Source organism: Leifsonia aquatica (assembly GCF_014190775.1).
GTDB classification, from domain to species: Bacteria; Actinomycetota; Actinomycetes; order Actinomycetales; family Microbacteriaceae; genus Leifsonia; species Leifsonia aquatica.
Genome location: NZ_JACHVP010000004.1, coordinates 286,417 through 305,820 on the forward strand (window position 1 = coordinate 286,417; position 19,404 = coordinate 305,820).

At 72.8% G+C, this 19,404-nt stretch carries 19 protein-coding genes; 10 read left to right on the forward strand and 9 right to left on the reverse strand.

Annotated elements, in window-relative coordinates; all coding sequences use genetic code 11:
* Window positions 1-106: 106 nt before the first annotated feature.
* The gene (locus FHX33_RS17355) at window positions 107-559 is read left to right on the forward strand and encodes a DUF6325 family protein (RefSeq protein WP_021764802.1); all 453 of its coding nucleotides are present in this window, start codon (window positions 107-109) and stop codon (window positions 557-559) included.
* Window positions 560-587: 28 nt separating this feature from the next.
* Window positions 588-920, forward strand: coding sequence for an SHOCT domain-containing protein (locus FHX33_RS17360; RefSeq protein ID WP_021764801.1), 333 nt, complete (start codon window positions 588-590; stop codon window positions 918-920).
* A 15-nt stretch (window positions 921-935) separates the two neighbouring features.
* Here the strand turns inward: FHX33_RS17360 and FHX33_RS17365 are convergent, their stop codons facing one another.
* Entirely contained in the window at window positions 936-1,403 is a 468-nt protein-coding gene (locus FHX33_RS17365; RefSeq protein WP_021764800.1) for a MarR family winged helix-turn-helix transcriptional regulator, read from the reverse strand.
* A gap of 53 nt (window positions 1,404-1,456) precedes the next feature.
* Here FHX33_RS17365 and FHX33_RS17370 point away from each other — a divergent pair, with 53 nt between their 5' ends.
* Genes FHX33_RS17370 through FHX33_RS17380 form a run of 3 tightly spaced genes read left to right on the forward strand, consistent with a single transcriptional unit; the run spans window position 1,457 to window position 3,829 of the window.
* The gene (locus FHX33_RS17370; RefSeq protein ID WP_221209681.1) at window positions 1,457-2,161 is read left to right on the forward strand and encodes a hypothetical protein; all 705 of its coding nucleotides are present in this window, start codon (window positions 1,457-1,459) and stop codon (window positions 2,159-2,161) included.
* Window positions 2,158-2,892: an SDR family NAD(P)-dependent oxidoreductase gene (locus tag FHX33_RS17375; RefSeq protein ID WP_021764798.1), complete on the forward strand. Its 735-nt coding sequence runs from the start codon at window positions 2,158-2,160 to the stop codon at window positions 2,890-2,892. Before FHX33_RS17370 ends, FHX33_RS17375 begins: the two co-directional genes overlap by 4 nt.
* Before the next feature lie 22 nt (window positions 2,893-2,914).
* Window positions 2,915-3,829 carry a phosphoribosylaminoimidazolesuccinocarboxamide synthase gene (locus tag FHX33_RS17380; protein ID WP_021764797.1) on the forward strand — a complete coding sequence of 305 codons (915 nt, stop codon included), beginning with the start codon at window positions 2,915-2,917 and terminating at the stop codon, window positions 3,827-3,829.
* A gap of 88 nt (window positions 3,830-3,917) precedes the next feature.
* Here the strand turns inward: FHX33_RS17380 and FHX33_RS17385 are convergent, their stop codons facing one another.
* The 8 genes from FHX33_RS17385 to FHX33_RS17420 form a co-directional block, all read right to left on the reverse strand.
* Window positions 3,918-5,606, reverse strand: coding sequence for a DHA2 family efflux MFS transporter permease subunit (locus FHX33_RS17385; protein WP_183428785.1), 1,689 nt, complete (start codon window positions 5,604-5,606; stop codon window positions 3,918-3,920).
* 13 nt (window positions 5,607-5,619) lie between these two features.
* On the reverse strand, window positions 5,620-6,198 hold the full coding sequence (locus FHX33_RS17390; RefSeq protein ID WP_021758147.1) for a PadR family transcriptional regulator: 579 nt from the start codon (window positions 6,196-6,198) through the stop codon (window positions 5,620-5,622).
* An 80-nt stretch (window positions 6,199-6,278) separates the two neighbouring features.
* The gene (locus FHX33_RS17395; RefSeq protein ID WP_183428786.1) at window positions 6,279-6,899 is read right to left on the reverse strand and encodes a uracil-DNA glycosylase; all 621 of its coding nucleotides are present in this window, start codon (window positions 6,897-6,899) and stop codon (window positions 6,279-6,281) included.
* A gap of 31 nt (window positions 6,900-6,930) precedes the next feature.
* Window positions 6,931-7,596, reverse strand: a complete 666-nt coding sequence (locus FHX33_RS17400; protein ID WP_021758145.1) for a TIGR00645 family protein — start codon at window positions 7,594-7,596, stop codon at window positions 6,931-6,933.
* Window positions 7,597-7,664: 68 nt separating this feature from the next.
* Window positions 7,665-8,813: an alcohol dehydrogenase catalytic domain-containing protein gene (locus FHX33_RS17405; protein ID WP_338092046.1), complete on the reverse strand. Its 1,149-nt coding sequence runs from the start codon at window positions 8,811-8,813 to the stop codon at window positions 7,665-7,667.
* Window positions 8,814-8,824: 11 nt separating this feature from the next.
* Window positions 8,825-9,721, reverse strand: a complete 897-nt coding sequence (locus FHX33_RS17410; RefSeq protein WP_021764649.1) for a phosphonatase-like hydrolase — start codon at window positions 9,719-9,721, stop codon at window positions 8,825-8,827.
* A 33-nt stretch (window positions 9,722-9,754) separates the two neighbouring features.
* Complete coding sequence (locus FHX33_RS17415) at window positions 9,755-10,909, reverse strand: TIGR03364 family FAD-dependent oxidoreductase (RefSeq protein ID WP_021764650.1); 1,155 nt, start codon at window positions 10,907-10,909, stop codon at window positions 9,755-9,757.
* A 109-nt stretch (window positions 10,910-11,018) separates the two neighbouring features.
* The gene (locus FHX33_RS17420; RefSeq protein ID WP_183428788.1) at window positions 11,019-13,214 is read right to left on the reverse strand and encodes a sigma-70 family RNA polymerase sigma factor; all 2,196 of its coding nucleotides are present in this window, start codon (window positions 13,212-13,214) and stop codon (window positions 11,019-11,021) included.
* Between the two features lie 304 nt (window positions 13,215-13,518).
* Here FHX33_RS17420 and FHX33_RS17425 point away from each other — a divergent pair, with 304 nt between their 5' ends.
* From FHX33_RS17425 to FHX33_RS17445, 5 genes are all read left to right on the forward strand, one after another.
* Entirely contained in the window at window positions 13,519-15,177 is a 1,659-nt protein-coding gene (locus FHX33_RS17425; protein ID WP_183428789.1) for an SdrD B-like domain-containing protein, read from the forward strand.
* A gap of 104 nt (window positions 15,178-15,281) precedes the next feature.
* Window positions 15,282-16,142 (forward strand): tryptophan 2,3-dioxygenase, encoded by an 861-nt coding sequence (gene kynA, locus FHX33_RS17430; RefSeq protein WP_021764838.1) that lies wholly within the window; start codon window positions 15,282-15,284, stop codon window positions 16,140-16,142.
* A complete protein-coding gene (locus tag FHX33_RS17435; RefSeq protein WP_021764837.1) occupies window positions 16,139-17,263 on the forward strand; it encodes an amidohydrolase family protein in 1,125 nt (374 codons plus the stop codon). The genes kynA and FHX33_RS17435 overlap by 4 nt, the downstream gene beginning before the upstream one ends.
* Window positions 17,260-18,528 (forward strand): kynureninase, encoded by a 1,269-nt coding sequence (locus FHX33_RS17440; RefSeq protein WP_021764836.1) that lies wholly within the window; start codon window positions 17,260-17,262, stop codon window positions 18,526-18,528. Before FHX33_RS17435 ends, FHX33_RS17440 begins: the two co-directional genes overlap by 4 nt.
* Window positions 18,521-19,360, forward strand: coding sequence for a PaaX family transcriptional regulator (locus FHX33_RS17445; RefSeq protein ID WP_183428790.1), 840 nt, complete (start codon window positions 18,521-18,523; stop codon window positions 19,358-19,360). The genes FHX33_RS17440 and FHX33_RS17445 overlap by 8 nt, the downstream gene beginning before the upstream one ends.
* Window positions 19,361-19,404: the final 44 nt, after the last annotated feature.

Below are 19,404 nucleotides of genomic sequence, written 5' to 3' on the forward strand. Positions count from 1 at the left end.
ATCGCCGACGGGACCTTACCTCGTCCACGTCGGTCATTGCCTCGCCGCACCGGGCACGGGTAGCGTCGGCCCCAGGAGCGGCGTCCGCCGCAGGAGGAGGACCACGGTGGCCGAATTCGAGTACGGACCCGCGGAGTTCATCGTCGCCCAGTTCGACACCGACCTGCCCTCACCCGGCGTCGTCCAGGCCATCCTGGACCTCGTGGCGAGCGGCACGGTGCGGCTGCTCGACCTGCTGATCATCCGGCGGAGCGTCGACGGGAGCGTCGAGCTCCTGGAGCTGGAGGAGATCGGCGACCAGATCGGGATGACCGATGTGCAGCTCGAGGCGAGCGGCCTCGCGGGCGACGACGACGTGAGCGACATCGCCGACCTCATCGAGCCGGGCCGCGCCGGCGCCGTGCTCGTGATCGAGCACCGCTGGGCGACCGAACTGGCCAGCCGCTTCTTCGCGGCCGGGGGCACCGTCGTGCACACCGAGCGCATCCCCGCGCCGGTGGTCAATGCGATCGTCGCGGGAGATTTCGACGAGAGCGCGCCCGCGGGCGCGGAAGGCTGAGGAGGACACCATGCCGTTCATCGGACGAATGGGACGCCCGGGACTACTCGGGCTCGCGGCGCGCACCGCCGTCGTCGCCGGGACCGCGACCGCGGTCTCCGGAGGCATGGCCCGCCGCCAGCAGCAGAAGGCGCAGGACAGCTACGAGCAGCAGCAGTACGAGGCCCAGCAGCAGCAGGCGCAGATGCAGGCGGCGGCTCAGCAGGCCGTCGCCCAGCAGCAGCCGCAACAAGCCGTGGCGGCTCCCGCCTCCGCCGCCGACGACCTCATGGCGCAGCTGCAGCAGCTGGCGACGATGCACACGCAGGGGCTGCTCGACGACTCCGAGTTCGCCGCGGCGAAGGCGAAGCTGCTGGGCTGAGCGCGCGGTCGGGCGTCAGCCCCGGTAGCCGGGGTGGCCGTCGGGCGTGAGGCCCGTTCCGGCGGACAGCTTCTGGAGCAGCGCAGCGAGAGCGACGCGCTCCTCCGGTTCGAGCGCTGCGAGCACCTCGGCCTGGTGCTCCTCGGCCACGGCGCGCAGGCGGCCCAGCATCGCGCGCCCCTCGGCGGTCAGGGACAACGCGTTGTTGCGGCGGTCGGCCTCGTTGCGTTCGCGGTCGACCAGCCCGCCCGACGAGAGCTCGTCGAGCAGGGCGACGATCCGGCTCGGCGGCGCACCGAGGGCGTGGGCGACCTCCCGCTGGCTGATCCCCGGCCGCTGGCCGATGATCCGGATCGCTCCGGCCTCGCGTGCACTGAGTCCGAGCTCGGCGACGCGGGCCTGGAAGCGGTCGGCGGCGGACGCGCCGACCTGCGCCAGCAGAAAGGCGGTGCGTGGCGGCACGGCGTCGGAGGAAGGGCTCACCCGACCAGAATAGCTGTTGCGCGTAACGATTACACTGTGTAACGATTACGAACATGAACGATTCATCCACGACGAGGCGTCCCGGAGGTCCGCCGCTGGGCGGGCTCGCCGTCGTGCACGCCGCGCTCGTCCTCCTCGCCCTCGTCGTCGGGTTCGCCGCCGCAGGGCCGGACGCGTTCGCCTCTCCCTACGCGGGAGCCGCGGCCGTCGCCGCTCACGCTCAGCAGGATCCCGTGGCCATCCGGGTCGTCGCGCTCCTCCAGTTCGGCTCGGCCGTCCCGCTCGGCATCCTCGCGGCCACCGCCTTCGCGCGCCTCCACCGGCTCGGCGTCCGGGTGCCGGGGCCGTCGATCGGGTTCGCGGGCGGGCTGACGGCGTCCATCCTCCTCATGGTCTCGGCCTTCTGCACCTTCCTGCTCTCCCGCCCCGAGCTGACGACCGACCCGCGGCTCGCGCTCGCGTTCTCGTTCGCGGCGTTCGTCACAGGCGGTGTCGGCTATGCGACCGGCCTCGGTCTCCTCATCGCCGGGATGGCCGTCCCCGCGCTCATCCTCCGGCTGGTGCCGCGCTGGCTGGCGTGGGCGGGACTCGTGATCGCGGCGCTGGCGGAGCTGACCTTCCTCTCGCTCGCGATCGAGCCGCTGCAGTTCCTGCTGCCGATCGCCCGCTTCGGCGGGATCGCGTGGCTCATCGTCGCCGGCTTCCTCTTCCCGACGGACCGCCGGGATGTGCGCGAGCGGAACGGGGCGGCAGCGTGAGCGCCGCGCTCGTCGTCGGCGCGAATGGCCTCATCGGCCGGGAGATCTGTCGCGCGCTAGCGGCCGACGGCCACACGATCCTGCCCGTCGCCCGGGACGCGACCGCACTCGACGAGCTGGTCGTCGCGCTGCGCGCCGAGGGGATCGACTGCGGGACGCCGATCGCAGTGGATGCCACGGACGACGCAGCCCTCACCGACGCGATCGAGCGGCTGGCCCGCGAGCGAGCGTTCACCGTCTGCGTCAACAACGTCGGACGCGGGCACCGGCCCATCCCGCTCGCCGACCAGGATCCGGCCGAGTTCGACGCGATCGTCGCCGTCACCTTCCGCAGCGTGGCCGTGGCGATGCGCGCCGAACTGCGGGCGCTTCGGGCCATCGACGGGCCGCGCGGGATCGTCAATGTCGCCTCGAGCGCCGGCACGGCAGCGGCTCCCGGGATGTCGGCGTACGTCGCCGCCAAGCACGCGGTGGTCGGGCTGACCCGCACGGCCGCCCTCGACGAGGCCCGGGCCGGCATCCGGGTGAACGCCGTGGCGCCTGGCCCCATCGAATCGGGTCCGATCCTCGCGCAGAGCGCGGAGACGCGCGCCCACGTCGGCGCGCAGATGCCCGTCGGGCGGATGGGTCGCGCCGAAGAGGTCGCCGCCGCTGTCGCATGGCTCGCCTCCCCCGCCGCCTCGTATGTGACGGGCGTCGTCCTGCCCGTGGACGGCGGCAAGTCGGCCTGACGCCAGCCTCTACGATGGACGGGTGAGCGAACTGGCGGGATGGGTCCACAGCTATTCGGGCAAGGTCCGAGACCTCTACGTGCCCGAGGGCGCGACCGGTCTCGACGACGCGGACGCCGTGCTGGTCGTCGCCAGCGACCGCGTGAGCGCGTTCGACCATGTGCTCTCCCCCGGCATCCCGGGCAAGGGCGAGCTGCTGACCGCGCTCAGCCTGTGGTGGTTCGACCAGCTCGCCGGCGTGCCCAACCACCTGGTCCCTGACCACGAGCTGCGCCGCGAGGGCACCGACGACCGGGTCGTCGAGCGCATCCCGGCGGAGGTCTCCGGGCGCGCGATGCTGGTGAAGCCGCTCGACATGTTCCCGATCGAGTGCGTGGTGCGCGGCTACCTCACCGGCAGCGGCTGGGCGGAGTACCAGGCGAGCCGCAGCGTGTGCGGCATCCCGCTGCCCGACGGCCTGAGCAACGGAGACCGCCTGCCCGAGCCGCTCTACACCCCCGCGTGGAAGGCGCCGCTCGGCGAGCACGACGAGAACATCAGCTTCGAGCGCACCGTCGAGCTCGTCGGTCCCGAGATCGCGGAGGAGCTGCGCCGCCTCTCGCTGCAGGTCTACTCGCGCGCGTCGGCCATCGCCGAGCAGCGCGGAGTGATCATCGCGGACACCAAGTTCGAGTTCGGCGCCGACCGCGCGACCGGCGAGATCACACTGGCCGACGAGGTGCTCACGAGCGACTCCAGCCGGTACTGGGATGCGCAGGTCTACGCGACCGCGGCGACCGCCGAGGAGCGCATGGCGAGCTTCGACAAGCAGATCGTGCGCGACTGGCTCGCAGCGAACTGGGACAAGACCGGCACCCCTCCCGAGCTGCCCGCCGAGATCGTCGAGCGCACCACGGCCCGCTACCGCGAACTGCTGGAGCGACTGACCGGCGCCTGACGCGTCGCCGCCGCGACAGCTCCCCGAGCACGACGAAGCCCTCCCGCCGATCGGCGGGAGGGCTTCGTGCTGTCGGAACGTCCGGGCGTCAGTCCGTGACGGGCGCGGCGTGGAGGCCGTGCGGCGGCTCCTCGCCCTCGGACAGGTCCGTCGCGGGCGGGACGTCGGCGGCGTGCGAGCCGTGGACCACGGCGTCGACCGGGACAGGCGCGGCGTGCGCACCGTGGCCTCCCGCAGCCCCTGCGGAGGCACCGGCGGCATCCGCGGCGGCCGCGTCGCGGGCGGCGTCCGCGCGGGGACCCCACGCCGGCGGCTTGGGCTTCGCCCACCAGATCACGATCAGCGCGCCGAGGAAGGCGACCGCGGCGGGCAGCAGCAGGGCCTCCGACATCGCCTGGGTGAATCCGGCGTGGAGGAACTGCGGCAGCTCCGTTCCCGCCGTGGCCTCGCTGACGTTCCCACCGCCGGGGACCTTCGGCAGGTCGACGGCGAGTCGGCTCGAGATCAGGGCGGCGATGGACGCGCTGCCGAGCACCGCACCGATCTGACGCGTGGTGTTGAAGACGCCCGAGCCGGCCCCCGCCTGGTTCATCGGGAGGTTGCGGGTGGCGGTCGCCGAGATCGGCCCCCAGACGCCCGACATCGCGATGCCCATGAGGGCGCTCGGGATGAGCAGCCACCAGATGGTCACATCCGGGGTCAGCATCCGCGAGTAGAGGAACAGCGCCATCGCGAAGAGCAGGAGGCCCGGCGCGGCGATGTACTTCGGGTTGATCTTGTCGATCAGGCGACCCATCAGCGGCGCGAGCACGCCGGAGAACACGGCGGTCGGCGCGAGCATCAGGGCCGACTCGGTCGGCGTGAGACCGCGGACGGTCTGGAAGTAGAACACGAGCGGCAGCGCCATGCAGGTGACCGCGAAGCCGACGGTCGTGATCGCGCCGTTCGAGAGCGAGAAGTTGCGGTCGCGGAACAGGGGGAGCGGCAGCAGCGGCTCCTTCTTGTTCATCGCCTGCCAGATCACGAACGCGATCAGCACGACGATGCCCGAGATGATGAGCCCCCAGACGCTGATCGGGCCCCAGATGACGCCCCAGTCGTAGGTGCCGCCCTCCTGGATGCCGAAGACGAGGAGGAACATGCCGACGGCCGACAGGATGACGCCCAGGATGTCGAAGCTGTGCGAGTGCGTCGGGAGCTTCGGCACGAGACGCATCGCGAGGATGAACGCGACGACGCCGACGGGCACGTTGATGAAGAAGATCCACTCCCAGCCGAGAGTGTCGACCAGGATGCCGCCGAGCAGCGGGCCGATCAGGGTCGCGACGCCGGCCACGGCGCCCCACAGGCCCATGGCCGCACCGCGGCGGTCGGGCGGGAAGATGCGGGTGATGACCGCCATCGTCTGCGGGGTCATCAGCGCGGCGCCGAGGCCCTGCACGACGCGGGCGGTGATCAGCATCCCGATGCCGCCGCCGGGCATGTCGCCGGCGAACCCGCACCAGGCGGAGGCCAGCGTGAAGATCACGAGGCCGATCAGGTAGATGTTCTTCGGTCCGAACCGGTCGCCGAGGCGGCCGGTGATGAGCAGCGGCACCGCGTAGGCGAGCAGGTACGCGCTGGTCACCCAGATGACCGCGTTGTAGTCGGTGCCGAGGTCGAGCCCCTTCATGATGGAGGGGTTGGCCACCGACACGATGGTGGTGTCGATGAGGATCATGAAGAACCCGACGACCAGGGCCCAGAGGGCCGGCCAGGGCTTCAGTTCTCGTTCCATGGGTGTCTTTCTCTCAGTGCTGCTTCTGGTCGTCCCAGGGGATCTCTCCCGAGACGAGGTCGTCGATGAGGGCCTCGAGCGTGGCCACGTCGGCCTCCGCCATCGCGCGCAGGTAACGCACGTCCATCCAGTACCGGGCGGGGAGGCCTTTGTCCATGAGCTTGCGGATCGCCTCGTCGAGTGTCCCGATGTCCTCGCGGATGTGGGAGACGCGCTGGCGCAGCAGGGCGACGACGGTCTCGGCGGAGAGGTTGTTGGATTCCCCCAGCCCGACCGGGAACTCCGGATACTCGTTGACGGGTGTGCCGATGATGTCGGCGATCCGCTCGCGAAGGGCCTGCGTGCCCTCGGCGGTGATCTCGTAGGTGGTGCGCTCGGGACGGTTGCCCTCGCGCTCGGTGCCGGTCGCCCGGACGAGGCCGTTGCCGGCCATCCGATCGACCGTGTGGTAGAGCGAGCCGGGGCGCACCTTGACGAGCCGGTCCTCCGAGCGCTGCACGAGGGTCTGGTACATCTCGTACGGATGCGTCGGCCCCTCGGCGAGCAGCGCGAGCGCCGCCACGGCGAGCGGGGTGAGGGGGGTTGGTGTCATGGGTGTTGTTCCGGATCGATTGTTCCGCGGTGATTATTCCACGTGGAATAGTACGTCGTGAAGGATTCGTAAGTCAACCCTCAGCCGCGCATGCCCGCATTCACGGCCAGCAGCTGCTCGGTGAACTGTCGCGCGCCGCCCTGGGCGGGGTGCCGGATGGCGGGCGCGTCGACGCCGGCGACCGCGAGGGCCCCTTGGGCTTTGCGTCCCACGGCGACCACCGTCTCCACGCCGAGCGCGCGGATCAGCTCCAGCGCGACCGGGGCGCCGGCGCGCACCTCGGCAGGGCGCGGGGTGCGATTCGTGCGCGGGTCGCCCGGCACGAACGGGTGGTGCGGGTAGATCGGCCAGGAGAGCGGGAGCGGCCCCTCCCACGATCGGAAGGCCGCCCACACGTCGCGGCTGGACGCCTCCCACGGGGCCTGCGGCTCGGGAGGCAGTTCCAGCGCGGCGAGCTCGGGCGTGACCGCGGCCTCCACCTCGCGCACCGACGTGAACGGGACGCCGGTGATCGTCATCCCCCGCCATCCCGGAGCCTCGCCGAGCAGCAGCACCGGGGCGTGCGGCATCGCGAGGTAGCGGCGCAGGTTGCGCTCCCGGCGACGACCCTCGGGGTCCCTCCCGTACAGCGCCTCGGCGTCGGGCGGCACCGGCACCTCGGCGAGGAGGCGGAAGAAGGTCGCGAAGGGGTCGTCGCTCATGCCTCCACGATGCCACCCGGCACCGACGGCGTCAGTGGCCGGCGTCGGACTTCTTCGACATCCTGTCGATCGCGGCGAGCGCCACGGCGGAGAGGATGAAGACGCAGTGGATGAGGACCTGCCAGAACACGCCCTGGGACGTGTACGTGTCGCCGGTCACGTTCTCGGCGCCCGGAGCCCCGAGGTCGCCGACCTCGATGAACGTCTTGAGCAGGTGGATGGACGAGATGCCGATGATCGCCATCGCCAGCTTCACCTTGAGCACGTTCGCGTTGACGTGCGACAGCCATTCAGGCTGGTCGGGGTGCCCGTCGGTGTTGACGCGCGAGACGAAGGTCTCGTAGCCGCCGATGATCACCATGATCAGGAGGTTGGCGATCATCACGACATCGATCAGGCCGAGCACGGCGAGCATCACCGCGGCCTCGTCGATGTGGCCGCTGACGATCACGTCTTCGGCGAGATGCCACAGCTCGACGATGAACACCCAGACGTAGATCGCCTGCGCGACGATCAGCCCCAGGTAGAGGGGGGCCTGCAGCCAGCGGCTGAAGAAGATCAGCGAGCCGATGGCGCGGCTCGCCGGTCCGGGCTGCCGGTGCTGCAGCGACGGGGCGGGCGGGCTCGGGGGCACGGGCGGCTGCGCCTCGGAATCGGTGGTGCGGGGACGGGTGGTCGGGTCGACGGTCTCGATCACGGGGGTTCCTCACGGGGTTCGGGAGCTCGATCCTAGAGAACCGAACATGTGAGAACGCTCAGGAAAGGCTACGGGCGCACGCCCACCCGCGGGTGCCCGGTCGCGGCGAGCGCCGCATCCACCTCCTCCAGCGGGAAGACGACGCCCACCTGCTCGGCGAAGGGATAGCGGCGGCCCCCGTCGGCGAGGAAGCGGACCGCCTGCTCCAGGTGCCGCGGGGCGTAGTTGTGCACGCCGCGGATGGTGAGGAGGCGGCGAACGAGCTGCTCCGGCGAGACGGCGAGGTCGGGACCGGGGAAGACCGAGCCGACGAGCACCAGCACGCCACCGACGTCGACCGTGGCGAGGAGCGAGCGGACGGCGGCGGCGGTGCCGGAGAGCTCCAGGGCGACCGTCGGCGCTGCGGCACGGCCGCCGGCCTTGCCCAGCGCCGTCGCGAGCCCCGTGGCCGAGTCCGCGGGGGCGCGTGGATCGACGATGGCGGCTGCGCCGAACGCGAGGGCCGCCTGGCGTCGCTCGGGGACGGGGTCGCTGACGACGACGCGAGCGCCGGCCTCCGTCGCCATGGCGGCCGCGGTGAGGCCGAGCATCCCGGCCCCGGCGATGAGGACGAGGGCGCCGTCCAGCGGCACGATCTCGGAGGCCGCCTCGAGCGCGGCGGCGACCGTCGCGGTCGAGCACGACGCGGGGGCGAGCACGGCGGCGGGGAGGTCGTCCGGAACCGGGACGATCGGGGTGCCGTCGAGGATGTGGGTGTGCGTGGCGAACCCGCCCGAGAGCTCCCAGCCGCGGCGCATCCGCTCGTGGCCGTACTTCTGCAGGTTCAGGCACCGCTGCGGGAGGCCGCGACGGCAGCGCGCGCACCGTCCGCAGGGCACGGCGACGGACCAGACGACCCGCTCGCCGAGCGACACCCGGTGACCGTCGGTCGTCTTGGCGCCGCCGCGGCCGAGCGCGACGACGCGGCCGACCTGCTCGTGGCCGAGCACCAGCGGGGTGGGCGCCGAACGGTGCCCGAGCACGGTGTGCACGTCGGAGCCGCACACGGTGGCGAGCTCCACCTCCACCAGCACATCACCCGGCGCGAGACGCACGCCCGGCACGGCGACCGCCTCGTGGCGGTGACCCTCGCCCGGCCACACCATCGCGGTCGCGGACGGGTACACGCTGACCCCCATCCCCAGGCTCGCCGGCGGCGCGACGACGCGAGGGGTCACGGCTTTGATCGTCACCGGCCGGCCGGCCCGTCCGCGCGGGCGAGCGCTGCGTCGTCGTCGAGCTCGACGTCGTCGTCGAGGGCGTCCTCGTCGTCGAGCGCGTCCTCGTCATCGACGTCGGCGAGGTCGTCCTCCTCGTCGTCGTACTCGGCGTCCTCGTCCGCGAAGCCCAGCAGCTCGGCGAGGTCGGCGACGCTGTCCACGACGGCGTCGGCTCCCGCATCGAGCAGGGTGCGCTCGTCGTGCGACCCGCTCAGCACACCGACGACGAGCCCGGCGCCCGCGGCGATGCCGGATGCGATGTCGCTCGCGGTGTCGCCCACGACCACCATGCCGTCGACCGCGGTCGTCCCCGTGCGCAGCACGGCCGTGAGCGGGAGGTCGGGGTACGGTCGGCCGCGCCCCGCCTCGTCGGCGCTCAGCGTCACGTCGGCCAGGTCGGCCCAGCCGAGGGCGGCGAGCACGACATCGAGGGTCGCGCGGGAGAACCCGGTGGTGAGCACCACGGCGACCCCCGACTCCCGCAGCAGGCCGATGAGCTCCTCCGCACCCGGGACGGCGCGCACGCCCGCCGCGGCGACGAGCTCCGCGTACGTGGACTCGAAGACGGCGTTGGCGTGCTCGGCCTGGTCGTCGTCGCCGGTGAGGGCGCGGAAGACGGCCGCCTTCGACTGCCCCATGGTGCGGTGCACGTACGCGAGCGCGGCGGTGCGCTCCTCCTCAGTGGAGGTCAGGCCCGCGGCATCGGCCGCGCGCGCGAACGCACGCTCCACGAGACCGTCGTCGACGACGGTCGTGCCGGCCAGATCGAGCACGACGAGCTCCAGATCGGCGAGCTCCTCGTCCTCCTCGGGCTCGATGATGGCGGTGTCGTCGAACTCGCTGGTGATGCGGCCGTCAGGGGTCACGGTGGTGCCTTTCTCGTGTCTCGTGCAGACGTGTCAGTGGGCGCGTGCGCCGGCGGTCGCCAGCACGCCGGGGGCGGAGGCGAACAGCTCGTCGACGACGCGGTCGGCGAGCCCCAGCCCGGTGGTCATCCCGATGCCGGTCATCACCGACACGACGCGCACGTCGGGCTGCGGCGCGGCGACGAGGAACTCGTCGGGGGCGGACGCGTACACGCCCTGCCAGCGCTCGCGCACGCGGAGGCGGTCGGTGCCGAAGAGGGCGCGGGCGCGCTCCAGCAGCAGTTCGAAGGCCTCCTCCGATTGGAAGGGCGGGACGTCCGAGCCGAGTCGGTGGGTGTCGCCGACGAGGAGCGAGCCGTCGGGCCGCTGCGTGTACATCTGATTCACGTCGAGAGCCGCGAGCGCGGGATGCTCCGCGGCCAGCCGCTCGCGCAGGGCGTCGGCGCTCGGCGTGCGGGCGAAGCCGGGGTAGCGCACCAGCGACCAGCCGGTGAGGAGCGGGGCGGCGAGCGGGTGGTCCAGCTCGGCCTCCACGAGCATCATGTCGAGGCTGCAGCGCACCATCCCGTGCGCTTCCGCGACCCCCGGGAAGAGCTGCTCGACGTCGTGATTGACCGCGACGACGACCGCGTCGGCGGCGAGGCGTCCGCGGGAGGTGTGGACCGTGCCGGTCTGCACCCCGCCGACGGCGGTCTGCCAGTAGAAGTCGACGCCGTGCGCCTCGAGCCAGCGGACGATCGCGGGCGCCGCCTCGCGCGGGTCGACCTGCAGATCGGCGGGCAGGAAGGCGCCGCCCATCGCGACGCCGTCGGCGACGGGGATGCGCTCGCGCACCTCCGCCGGCGTGAGCATGCGCACCTGCCGGCCGCCGCGCTGTTCGCGGAACTCCTCGAGCACCGCCAGCTCGTCTGGCGCCTGCGCGACGACGACGGTGCCCGACTCCCGCAGCCAGAACCCGGCCTCCGGAGCAAGCGTCAGCCACAGCTCGCGGGCCAGTTCTGCGTAGGCCCTGGCCTCCCCGTCCTGCCCCGTCACGCACAGGTGGCCGAAGTTGCGCACGGACGCGCCGTAGGGTCCGGAGGCGCGGTCGAGGACGGCGACGGTCAGCCCACGGCGCAGCGCCGCCACCGCGTGACCGAGGCCGACGATGCCGCTGCCGACGATCGCCAGATCGTAGTGCCTGCCCATAGCGCCCCTCCTGTAGGGCACACGCTAGGCGCCGGGGACGACGGCGGCGCGACGGCCGGGTAACCGGGAGGTGAACGGCGAGCGGCGTCGGCGACGGAGGAGCCGGGGCTCAGGGTCGGCTGACGTGGACGCTCTGGTCGACCAGCACCCCGTGCCGGTCGCCGGACACGACGACGATCCCGATCCGGTAGTCGCCGGGCTCCATCCCGAACAGGGAGTAGGCGTTGCCGTTGTCGTCGAGCGGGAGGACCCGGCCGGAGGGCTGGCCGTCGATCCACACCTCTGCCGTCGCGCCCGGTGCACCGTGAACCGCGAGGATCACGGAGAGCGGCGCTCCGATGGCGAGCACGCCGGGAACGCTCGACGTGCCCGTAACCGGAACCGACGGCTCGGAGACGTTGGCCGCCACGTCGGTCTGACGCGCGGTCAGGGAGGAGTTCGGTGAGGCGAGGATCAGCTCGCCCGTGCTCCAGCCTCCCGTCGCGTCGGCGGTCACCGTCGCGAGGGGGCGGTCGCCGTCGGAGACGACCACGGTCGCGCCGGGCTCGGCCGTCCCGGAGACGATCGGCGCCATCCAGCCGGCCAGGTCGCCGGAACCGGTGTCGACGCCCGTGATCACGGGCGGGAGCGCCGTGCGGTCGACGAGGAGGTCGAGCGTGGTGGGCGCCGAGGAGGCTCCAGCCGCCGTCTGGACGATGACAAGGGTCCACGCACCGTCGGTCAGCGCAGAGAGGTCTGCCGTGAGAGTCCAGGCCCCGGAGGGGTCGACGGTCGCGGAGGCAAGCGGGGCCGCAGCGGACGCCAGCCGTACGGGTCCTGTGCCTGCACGCTCGGCGACCACCGAGACGACAGCGCCCGGGAGGCCGGTTCCCGCGAGGTCGGCGGAGGTGGCGGAGGTCGGCCGTGCCGCATCCCACGGCGAGGTGACGACGGGAGCGAGCGGCGGCTGGGGGAGGGTGGGGTTCGTCGGCGCCGTGGGGTCGGTCGGGGTGGTGGGGTCGGTCGGGGTCCTGGGGCCGGTCGGGGTGGTCGGGGCCGCGGGTACCGCCGGGGCCCCGGGGCGCGCCGGAGCGGTCGGTACCTCGGGAGCCGGGTCGGCGGGTGCGTCCTGCGTGGGCGGAGCCGCTGGCGGTGCGGCCACGGGCACCTCGGGGAGGGCCTTCGCCGCACCTCCCGGTGCCCCCTCGGCGGACGGCGGGGCGGCCGCGACGACCGGCGTCGAGGGTCCGTGGTCGCCACCGGGGAACAACTGCGGTCCGAGCACGAGGGTCCCGGCGACGGCCGCCGCGGCGAGGAGCGCGCCTCCTGTCGTCCAGCCGGCGATCGCCATCCCGCTCGCCGCACCGCCCGCGCCGCCCGCGCCGGCACCACCGGTCGATCCCGCCGACGAGACCGCGTGCGACACCGACGGCGGCATCGGAGTCGCGGAGCCCGCCGTGGCGGCGACGGCGTTGTGACCGGCCTGGATCCAGGCCGCATACGCGGCGGCGGCACCGACCCCCACGGTCAGCGGGAGCACGATCAGCGCGAAGCGGGAGCCGACCTCCTCGGCCTCGCCGAGCACGATGGTGCAGCGGGCGCAGGAGAAGAGGTGCTTCTCGAAGCGGACGGTGTCACGGGTCGCGAGTTTGCCACGCGTGTACGCACCCATCCGGTCTGTCACCCAACGACACTCCGAGTCCTCGTCGAGGGACTGGAGGTGCGCCTGGATCCACGCCTGGCGGAGCCCCTCCCGCGCCCGGTAGGCGAGAGCGGAGACGCTGTTGGGCGTCAGCCCGAGCAGCGGGGCGACCGTGGCCGGGCTCAGCTGCTCGACATCGCAGTACCAGAGCACCTCCTGCCAGCGGTCGGGCAGCGATCGGAAGGCCTGCGCAGTGAGGGAGCGGTCGAGCGCCTTCATGGTCGTCGACTCGGTGGTCTCCGGATCGGGGATGCTCTCGGCGTCCTCGAGCGGGTTCTCCTTGCGGTCGCGGCCCCACGACGCGGCGAGGTTGCGGATCGTGGTGAAGAGGTACGGGCGGAAACCGACCTGCGGCCCCTTGCCGCGCTGGACCGCCTGGAAGATCTTCGTGAACGCCTCGGCGACCAGGTCCTCCGGGTCGATGCTCGAACTCGCCGACCGCGCGACGGCCAGGCCCGCACGGGAGTGCCGGCGCCACAGCTCTGCGTAGGCGAGCTCGTCGCCGGCTCGGGACCGCTCCACCAGCTCGTCGTCGGAGAGCTCGTCGACGGGTTCGGGCCGGGGCGCGCGACGGAGCAGCGTCAGCCGCTTGCGCTCGGCGCGCTGCTGGTCGCGAGGGGTCATCGGGGAGCTCATTCGGGTGGGGATCGCGGACGGGGCGGGCAGTGCCGCATCCAAGAGACGCTGGAGGGGGTGGATCATGACGCGACTCGGCGGATCTCGATGAATCCGCGCGAACCGCGTCACGATCGGCGCCCTCAACCGTCCCTTCTCCGAGCGCGCACCCGAGCGCGCTCCGAGCGGTCCGCCACCCGAAGGCGCGACCCGGGGAGACCCGAAACCCCGTCCGCCCGATCAGCGTCCGCCGGCCACCGGCAGGCGCCGTCCGGCGTGCGCAGGACCGTCCGAACCCGAACGAAGGACCGTCATGCATCGCACCGTCGCGCGCGACCCGAACGCGCGCACCCGTTCCACCTCCCGTCCCGCCCGCCTCGTCGCCGCGCTCGTCGCCGGCCTCCTCGCGGTCAGCGGCCTGCTCGTCGCGACGGCTCCGGCCGGCGCGGCCGAGATCCCCGGCGCCATCTCGAACGTCACGACGGACAAGTCGTCGTACGGCTACAGCGAGAAGCTCGTCCTGAGCTTCGACTGGGCGGTTCCGGACGGCAGCGCGCCCGGCGACACGTTCTCGCTGACCCTGCCGCCCGAGCTCGCCGCCGCGAGCCTCGCCCGGTTCACCCTCGACGCCCCGGACGGCACGCCGATCGCGACCGCTGCCTGGAACGGCCGCACCGCCGTCTTCACCCTCACCGACTACGCGGCGACCCACGACGACGTCGCCGGCACCGGGCACTTCACGGCGCAGTGGGACCACACCACCGTGACGGAGACCGGCGGCCCGGTCGAGCTGACCTTCGGCTCGACGCTGACGACCGTCACGATCGCGCCGAAGCCGACGCCCACGCCCTGCACCACGAACTGCGGGCCGCCGACCGTGCCGACCTCGCGCGGAGCGTGGAAGGGGTCGGGCTGGACGGACGGCTCGTACGAGGGCACGCGGGACCCGTCGAGCAACATCTCGTGGATCGTTCAGCTGCCGGGCGACCAGACCGGATACTCCGGACCGGTCGACGTCGTCGACACGATCGGCGCCGGGAGCGCGATCGACTGCCCGTCGCTCTCCGTCACCGCCCGCGCCAGCCTGGCGGGAGGGACGCCCAGCTCCCCGGTCGACCCGTCGCGCTACACGGTCTCGTGCACGGCCTCCGGCCTCCATGTCGTGCTCGATGCGGTGCACGCGAGCGAGTTCATCGACCTCCGCTACACGGGCACCATCACCGACCAGCGTCTCGGCACGTACTCGAACGCGGTCACGATCAGCTACCCCGGCACGACCGTGACGAAGAACTCCACGATCAAGCGGACCTCGGCCGGCGGATCGGGTGACGGCGACCAGAGCGTCTCCGTCGGCGACCTCGTCTGGCTCGACACGAACCGCGACGGCCTGCAGAGCGCCGGCGAGCAGGGGATCCCCGGCGTCGTGCTCGTGCTCACCGGCCCGGACGGCGGACCCGTGACGAACGTGGGAGGTGCGCCGGTCGGCCCCGCGACGACCGACGCCGACGGCCGCTACCTCTTCCCGGGGCTGCCCGTGCTCCCGGCGGGGCAGCACTACACGGTCACGCTCGACCGTGCGGCATCGGCCGCCGCCCTGGCGGGACTCACGCCCACCACCGCGGGCGCGGGCGCCGACCGCGCCATCGACAGCTCGACCTGGCTGGCCGAGTCGGGCGATCTCACCACGAACCGCGCAGCGGACCTGACGCTGGACTTCGGCTTCGTGCGCCCGGTCGTGACGCCGACGGAACCGGCCGAGCCGAACGCCGGTGGCACGACCCCGGGCACTCCCGCGACCCCGGCCCCGGGTTCGCGAGGCGCCACTCCGGTCGCCGCCGCTCCGGTCGCGTCGCTGGCGCACACCGGCTCCGACGTGGTGACCCCCCTCGCGGCCGCGGCGGCCCTCATCGCGCTGGGACTGGCGCTCGCCGCCACCGTCTCATGGCGACGCCGCCGGGCCGAGCGGAGCTGATCACCGTCACCGGGGGACGGCGCACCGACGCCGTTCCCCGGCGACGCTCGCGCCCGCCTGACTTAGCTGTTGCGCATTCGTGACGATCGGCGCAAACTTGCAGCATGAGCGTGGATGGGAACACCCGGGACATCGAACCCGACATCGTCACCGACTTCCGCGAGCGGATGTCGTACGGCTCCTACCTGGACCTCGACACGCTCCTGGGCGCGCAGCACCCGGTGAGCCGGCCGGAGCACCACGACGAGCTGCTGTTCATCGTGCAGCACCAGACGACCGAGCTCTGGCTGAAGCTGGTGCTGCACGAGCTCGAGTCCGCCCGCGACCTGCTGCGTGCCGACGAGCTGGCGCCGGCGCTCAAGCGCATCGCGCGCGTCAAGCACATCCAGAAGACCCTCACGGAGCAGTGGTCCGTGCTCGCGACGCTGACGCCGACCGAGTACGCGCAGTTCCGCGGATTCCTCGGCAACTCGTCCGGATTTCAGTCGTACCAGTACCGCGCCGTCGAGTTCGTCCTCGGCAACAAGAACGCCCGCATGCTGAGCGTGTTCGCGAGCGACCCCGCCGCGCACGCCCTGCTCGCGGAGTTGCTGGAGCAGCCGAGCGTCTACGACGAGTTCCTCCGCTACCTCGCCCGCGCCGGTCATCCCGTACCGCAGGCCGTGCTGGAACGCGACGTCACCCAGGCCCACGTCTTCACTCCGGAGCTCGTACCCGTCTTCCGGGACATCTACGAGAACGCGGATGCGCACTGGGCGGAGTACGAGGCGTGCGAGGAGTTCGTCGACCTGGAGGACAACTTCCAGCTCTGGCGGTTCCGGCATCTCAAGACGGTGCAGCGCACCATCGGCATGAAGATCGGCACCGGCGGCTCCTCGGGCGTGAACTTCTTGCAGAAGGCGCTCGAGCTGACCTTCTTCCCCGAGCTGTACGCCGTCCGCACCGAGATCGGCACACCCCGGTGAGCCCGGACGCGCCCACGTTCAACGCGGCCTCGTTCGACGCGGTCTGGACCGGCGACGGCTTCCGCGGTCCGACCACCTTCCGCATTCGCGACGGCCACCTCCTTCCGAGCGACCCCGCCCCGCGCGACGCCGGCCACGGCACCGCCACCGCGACCCACCACCTGGGCGGCACCCTCTTCCCCCGCCTGACCGACCACCACGTGCACCTCGGGCTCGTCGATCCCGTCGCCCTGTTCTCGGGCGGGATCACGCACGTCGTCGACCTCGGCTGGGACCCGGCGATCGCGACCACCTGGCTGCGCGACGACCCGCGCGGCCCCAGCGTGGCGATCGCCGGCGCCCTCCTCACCGCTCCCGGCGGCTATCCCGTGCGGTCCGGCTGGGCTCCCCCCGCCGCGGCGCGCGAAGTGGGCGGCCCGCGGGAGGCTCGGCGAGCGGTGCGTGAACAGGTCATGGCAGGAGCCTCCCGCATCAAGGTCGCCCTCAACAGCGAGGCGGGCGAAACGGTGGATGACGCCACTCTCGACGCGATTGTGGAGGAAGCTGTGACCTCCGGGCTGCCGGTCGTCGCCCACGCCCAGGGCACCGGGCAGACCGCCCGCGCCGTCCGCGCCGGCGTCACCCAGCTCGCCCACACCCCGTTCAGCGAACGCGTCCCCGCCACCGTCATCGACGACGCCGTCGCAGGCGGCGTGAGCTGGATCTCCACCCTCGACATCCACGGCTGGGGCGCCCAGACCCGGGATCACGACACCGCCGTCGACAACCTGCGCCGCTTCCACGCCGCCGGCGGACGCGTGCTCTACGGGACCGATCTCGGCAACGGCCCCCTCCCCCTCGGTGTGAACGCCCGCGAGCTGACGGCGCTCCTCTCCGCGGGCCTCGATGCGACGACCGTGCTCCGCTCGATCGCCGGCGACCCCGGAGACGACCACCTCGCCGACGAGGCCGCGATCGGCTCCCGCCTCGCCTGGATCCCCGCCGCGCCTCCTCGCGACACGGCCCAGCTGCCCGCGTGGCTCGCGACCGCTCGCGGGCTCCATGCCGTCGACCTCACCGCAACCGACCTCCCCACCCCCTCCTCCACTCCCATCACGAGCACCGAAGGACCGCTCCCATGACCGACGACACCGCCACCACCGACCTCCTCGCGCCCGACCCGCTCACGGTCGCCCGCGCTCTCGACGGCGCAGACCAGCTGGCCACCTACCGCGAGCGCTTCGTCGGGGTGCCCGACGGCACGGGGGTCACCGCCTACTTCGACGGCAACTCGCTCGGCCGGCCCACCCTCGCGAGCGTCGAGCGCGTACAGCGCTTCCTGGTCGACGGCTGGGGCGGCCGCCTCATCCGGGGCTGGGACGAGGAGTGGATGGAGCTGCCGTTCACGATCGGCGACGCGCTCGGCGACGCCGCACTCGGCGCCGGGGCCGGTCAGACCTTCATCGGCGACTCGACCACCGTCGTCCTCTACAAGCTGGCGCGCGCCGCCGTCGACGCCCGGCCGGGGCGCACGCAGATCGTCCTCGACACCGACAACTTCCCGACCGACCGCTACCTGCTCGACGGCATCGCGCGCGAGCGCAGCCTCGACCTGGTCTGGATCGAGGCCGACACGGAGGCGGGCGTCACTCCCGAGCAGGTCGCGGCGGTCGTCGGCCCGCAGACGGCGCTCGTCGTGCTGAGCCAGGTCGCATACCGGTCCGGGTTCCTCGCCGATGTGCCGGCGATCACGCGGATCGCCCACGACGCGGGCGCGCTCGTGCTGTGGGACCTCTGCCACTCGGCCGGCTCCGTCCCGGTGGAGCTGGACGCGTGGGGCGTCGACCTCGCCGCGGGCTGCACCTACAAGTACCTCAACGGCGGACCGGGATCCCCCGCGTTCGGCTACGTCGCCGCGAGCCTCCAGAGCGAACTCACGCAGCCGATCCAGGGGTGGATGGGCGCCCGCGACGTGTTCACGATGGGTCCGGAGTACCGGCCCGCCGACGGCATCCGCCGGTTCATCAGCGGCACCCCTCCGGTCGTGGGGATGCTCGCCATGCAGGACACGATCGCGATGATCGCGGAGGCCGGGATCGACGCGGTGCGCGCCAAGTCCGTCGCGCTCACCGAGTATGCGGTCGCGCTCGCCGACGAATGGCTCGCCCCGCTCGGCGCGACGCTCGCCAGCCCGCGGGAAACGGAGCGGCGCGGCGGACACGTCACGGTCAACCACCCGGCGATGCGCGAGGTGACCGCCGCCCTCTGGGAGCAGGACGTCATCCCCGACTACCGCGACCCGAACGGGCTGCGCATCGGGCTGTCGCCGCTGAGCACGAGCTTCGAGGAGGTGTGGCGGGGGATGTCCGCCGTGCGCGACGTGCTCGGCGAGCTGACGCATGACTGAACCCGCACTCCGCGAGGATCTCGAGGCCACCTCCGGCAGCGCGACGGCCCTGCTGCGGACGCTCGTCGGGAGCATGTTGCGCCCGCTCGGCGGGTGGATGTCGGCCGCTGGCACGGTGCGCCTGCTCGGTTCGCTGGGCATCCCGCCCGCCACGGCACGGTCGAGCATCGCGCGGCTCGTCGCCCGCGGTGTGCTGCGACGAGCGCCCGGCGACGGCGGAGCGCCCGGCTACTCCCTCGACCCGGCCGCGGTCCCGATGCTGGAGCGCGGCGACGCCCGCATCTTCGGCGAGCGCCGCCCCGCGACGGCGTGGTGCCTCGTGTCGTTCTCCTTCCCGGAGCGGCAGAGATCGCTGCGGCACCAGCTGCGCCGGCGGCTCGCCGCCATCGGCTGCGGCACGGTCGCGGACGGCCTGTGGATCGGCCCTGCCGCGCTCGAGCGGGAGCTGGCGGAGGTCGTGGCCGAGTTCGACGCCGTCCTGTTCGTGGACGCGGCTGTCCGCAGCGACCTCTCCGCGGGACTCGCGTCCTGGTACGACCTCCCCGCCATCCGGCGCGTGCACGAGACCTTCGTCGACCGGTTCGGCGCGGTCGACGTCTCACCGGCGATCGGTGACGAGGAGGCATTCGCGCTCTGGGTGCGCGCGCTCGACGAGTGGCGCGTGGTCCCGTACCGCGACCCCGGCCTCCCTCCCGCCGCGCTGCCGGCCGACTGGCCCGGCGACGTCTCCGACTCTCTGTTCAGGAGCCTGCGCGACGCGCTCGAGCAGCGGGCCATCGGCCACGCCTCCCGCATCGCCGGCCCGGACCGCGTGCCCGCCGTCGCACGGTAGAATTGCTGGCGAACCCCCCGACCGCGAGCGAGCAGGAGCGCACC

Coding starts and splice junctions, on each gene's coding strand:
- FHX33_RS17360 (WP_021764801.1), top strand. CDS start 588: ATGGGACGCCCGGGACTACTCGGGCTCGCGGCGCGCACCGCCGTCGTC.
- FHX33_RS17370 (WP_221209681.1), top strand. CDS start 1,457: ATGAACGATTCATCCACGACGAGGCGTCCCGGAGGTCCGCCGCTGGGC.
- FHX33_RS17385 (WP_183428785.1), bottom strand. CDS start 5,606: ATGGAACGAGAACTGAAGCCCTGGCCGGCCCTCTGGGCCCTGGTCGTC.
- FHX33_RS17390 (WP_021758147.1), bottom strand. CDS start 6,198: ATGACACCAACCCCCCTCACCCCGCTCGCCGTGGCGGCGCTCGCGCTG.
- FHX33_RS17395 (WP_183428786.1), bottom strand. CDS start 6,899: ATGAGCGACGACCCCTTCGCGACCTTCTTCCGCCTCCTCGCCGAGGTG.
- FHX33_RS17415 (WP_021764650.1), bottom strand. CDS start 10,909: ATGGGCAGGCACTACGATCTGGCGATCGTCGGCAGCGGCATCGTCGGC.
- FHX33_RS17420 (WP_183428788.1), bottom strand. CDS start 13,214: ATGACCCCTCGCGACCAGCAGCGCGCCGAGCGCAAGCGGCTGACGCTG.
- FHX33_RS17425 (WP_183428789.1), top strand. CDS start 13,519: ATGCATCGCACCGTCGCGCGCGACCCGAACGCGCGCACCCGTTCCACC.
- kynA (WP_021764838.1), top strand. CDS start 15,282: ATGAGCGTGGATGGGAACACCCGGGACATCGAACCCGACATCGTCACC.
- FHX33_RS17440 (WP_021764836.1), top strand. CDS start 17,260: ATGACCGACGACACCGCCACCACCGACCTCCTCGCGCCCGACCCGCTC.
- FHX33_RS17445 (WP_183428790.1), top strand. CDS start 18,521: ATGACTGAACCCGCACTCCGCGAGGATCTCGAGGCCACCTCCGGCAGC.